The organism is Brevibacterium sp. HMSC24B04 (assembly GCF_001806835.1).
Lineage (GTDB): Bacteria > Actinomycetota > Actinomycetes > Actinomycetales > Brevibacteriaceae > Brevibacterium > Brevibacterium ravenspurgense.
Genome location: NZ_KV786109.1, coordinates 1 through 3,462 on the forward strand (window position 1 = coordinate 1; position 3,462 = coordinate 3,462).

The window sequence follows — 3,462 nt, forward strand, 5'->3', positions numbered from 1 at the left end:
ACCGGGTCAACGCACTCTAAAACCGGAAGAGCCGGTTTGCCTCTTTCTCCAGATTTCGACGCGCTCGCGCCGTGTAAGCTTGCGCCGCTCTGAGTCGGGAGATATCGAAGTAGTTGTTACCAAATTGAGATACACGCAACGATGTAAATCGCTCCCAAGGCTATTACACTCACTGTAACCTAGAACACCGCCTCCCGGGCTTTGTTTAATCCGGCCTCCTCTCTCGAAAGGCATTTATGCCTATACGTACATGTGACTTGCTAGAGATTCTGGCATGCATACAGAAACTGAATAACGCCGGCCCCCTATATTGCGAATATACGCGGTATGGAAAAGATGGAAAATTTGTCTTCAGGCTCGAATTAAACATACCCCTTGGAGTCATTCGGGCGGAGTCGGTCCAGGCTAGAGAATTTTGCGAATACAATCGACTCACCCGTGAGTTCACTTTGGAATACGAGGGAGAAAGGCACATCGAAGATGATCGGCCGTTTCCGGTTAGCCCCCCGGTACTTGGGCTCCTATCGCCCATAGATTTACCGATCTGGGGTGGAGAGTTCAGCTTTTACGAGCCATTGGAAACTAGTGCTATTGCTCCATCGCTCATAAAGGTCGCATTCGGTCGACTGCAGGATGCTGAAGCGCACGGGCATATAGTTATGGATACGGAGACGGGGATTCCTTCCGAATTCGAAATGAATGGAGTACGTTATGAAAGGACTCTATTGAGATGAAGTCACTTCCCTTGATTGCCGCGTCAATCGTGTTTACCATGGTCCCCTCAACAACAGTGGCCGCCATGGACCATCCTGCTGATTCCGGTACTTCAGACGAGTCCGCGAACTGTGAAATAATTCTCGATGATGTTGTCGAAACGCCTGAGGCCGAGGAAGCTGAGGTAACACCTGAGAAGGAGATGCAGTTCACATGCATGTCAAATATAGTTACAGTTCAAAACGTTGATTCTGACGGCGACCCTTTGTCTCCGGGTGTAGCTTACAACACAGCCACGGAAAATGCTGTCGTTTTACCGGAACAAGACGACCCCTCGGCAGAGGCAGTGCAAGATGATCTTGAGGTAATCCTGGGCCCCGGCGCTGAAGGTAGAAGCCTTGGAGGTGATGATTCAATCACTGGTGGTTCCGCAGCCGTGACCCCCGCATCATCGTTATCTAAGGCGAAAGACTCCTATCGTCTTAATAAATCTACAAGCATTGTGTGGGGAGTTAAACGCGGGCGAAAGATTGTTTGGAGTCGCTCTGCGAAGATTACGCTTGCCTCGATCACTGGCAATATACGGAAGTCCACTCTCTGGCTTACGAGCGATCCTGTCGGAAACTATCAAACGGCTATTGAGGCCCGGCTGGTCCTCAAGGAGCATCTCCGCTTGAAGGTCGACCGCGATGTCGATTGGGGATCTATTAAACAGGACACTTACAGCTCCCGAGCAAAGAAATTTACGCGCAACTTCTATAACGACAAGGGTGCCGCCAAGTACTATCATTACGTACATAACGTTAAGATGAATGACAGGAAGGCCAACCGCAAGTTTGATATCGCTGGAACTGTTACTATGCCGAGATTCCAATGTTATAAAACCGTAGTTTGCAAATTCCCTCGTGGAAAAGCGGCTCCGTACTGATCCGTATGCATTCGTGGCGAAGTGGTCTCCAGCAGCCTGTTTTGGGCGGTTTGCGGGCTCATCGTAATTGAGAGTGTAGAACTGGTCTGAAGCCACCGGAGTCGAGCAGGCATCTTGCGATGTAGTGCGTGAGGTTGCGGAATCTCAGTGCTGAGCCCCGTAGGTGTTCGAGCCTGCCGTTGATCGCTTCGGTAGGCCCGTTCGACGTTCCCGGTCGGGTGAAGAACGCCAGGATATCAGCAGCTCGACGCTTCAGAGTCCGTCCTAACCGCTTGAGCTCGACCAGTCCTGTCGGCAGATTTGTCGTCAGATCGTCGATGACTGTTTGTAAGAGCTTCTTGCCCTCGTTGCCGTCGTTGGTTCTGTAGGCGCTCACAATGTCTTGATAGACGGCCCAGGTGACTTCGACCTGACTTGGCTCACGGTTGTCTTGATTTCGGTGCTTTGGTTCCGTGACCTGGAGCTTTGCTTGTGATTTCGTGCGTTTTCGCGCACTAACGGGGGGTCGTTTAGAGTCGTGGGATGGTGTTCATCCGGCGGGTCCGCACGAAGTCCGGGGCGACTGCGGTGCAGGTGGCTGAGTATTGGCGCGGTCGGCAGCGCATCATCAAGCACATCGGGTCGGCGCATACTGAGGCCGAGCTCGGGGTTCTGCTGGCCCTGGCCAGGGGCTGGATCGATGACGGGCAGCAGACGCTTGATATCGACATCGGGTTTGCAGAGATGCCCACGCAGTCGCTGGTTGAGGAAAACGGTGGGCAAGCCGCGCTGCTTGACCCTGAGCCACCTGTGGCAGGGCGTGCTCCTGCCGGACGAGTGGCGGCGACCCCGGCCGGGATCTTGCGGGACGTGCTGACCGCGGCATATCGGCAGTTGGGATTCGACCGGGTCGACGACGCGGTGTTCTGCGACTTGGTGGTGGCCCGGATCGTGGAGCCGACGTCGAAGCGCGACGCGCCCCGGGTGCTGCGCGACCTCGGGTTCGACGCTGTCAGCTACGCCACGATCAAGCGGAGCCTGGGCAGGATCCAGGAACAGGACTATCGGGATCAGATCGCGAAGGCCTGCTTCGCCTACAGCGCCGCCACCACGGGGCTGTCGCTGCTGCTGTATGACGTCACCACCTTGTACTTCGAGGCGGAGAAGGAAGACTCCTACCGCAAGGTCGGGTACTCGAAGGAGCGCCGGGTCGATCCGCAGATCGTCATCGGGCTGCTCGTCGACCGGACCGGGTTTCCCTTGGAGATTCGCTCGTTCGAAGGGAACAAGGCCGAGACGCACACGATGATCCCGGTGATCAAGGCTTTCCAGGACCGCCACAACGTGGCCGATATGGTAGTGGTCGCCGATGCCGGGATGCTGTCGGCGAAGAACCTGCAAGACCTCGACGACGCCGGCTTGCGGTTCATCGTCGGGTCGCGGCAGACGAAGGCACCGCAGGACCTGGCGAAGTACTTCCACTAGCACGGCACCCACCACAAGGACGGGCTGACCGTCGACACCATCACGATGCGGCGGTCGGCACCCGATCCGGACCAGGTGCCGCGCCGGGCCGAGCCGGTGTGGGACCCCGAAACAGACACCGACAAATGGCGGGCCGTCTGGCAGTACCGGCGCAAGAGAGCGCTGCGGGACCAAGCCACGCTCAATCAGCAGCGCAACCGAGCGATCGCGATCATCGACGGGGAACGGGCACCGAAGAAGGCCAGGTTCGTGCGGGAGAAAGGCGGGAAGAAAGAACTCGACGAAGCCTCCTACGCACGAGCTATACAGGCTCTTCCGGTTTTAGAGTGCGTTGACCCGGGCTGATAGCTGCCCGG

General features: G+C 56.4%; 2 protein-coding genes and 1 pseudogene. 2 read left to right on the forward strand and 1 reads right to left on the reverse strand.

The annotated features are described in order from the left end of the window. Positions 1 to 730 precede the first annotated feature (730 nt). Positions 731 to 1,642, forward strand: a complete 912-nt coding sequence (locus HMPREF3092_RS09495) for a hypothetical protein (protein ID WP_070424717.1) — start codon at positions 731 to 733, stop codon at positions 1,640 to 1,642. Positions 1,643 to 1,700: 58 nt separating this feature from the next. Here the strand turns inward: HMPREF3092_RS09495 and HMPREF3092_RS11055 are convergent. After that, a pseudogene (locus HMPREF3092_RS11055) lies at positions 1,701 to 2,108 on the reverse strand (transposase); the annotation flags it as partial. Between the two features lie 56 nt (positions 2,109 to 2,164). Here HMPREF3092_RS11055 and HMPREF3092_RS09500 point away from each other — a divergent pair. Next, a complete protein-coding gene (locus HMPREF3092_RS09500) occupies positions 2,165 to 3,106 on the forward strand; it encodes an IS1634 family transposase (RefSeq protein ID WP_070424718.1) in 942 nt (313 codons plus the stop codon). Positions 3,107 to 3,462: the final 356 nt, after the last annotated feature.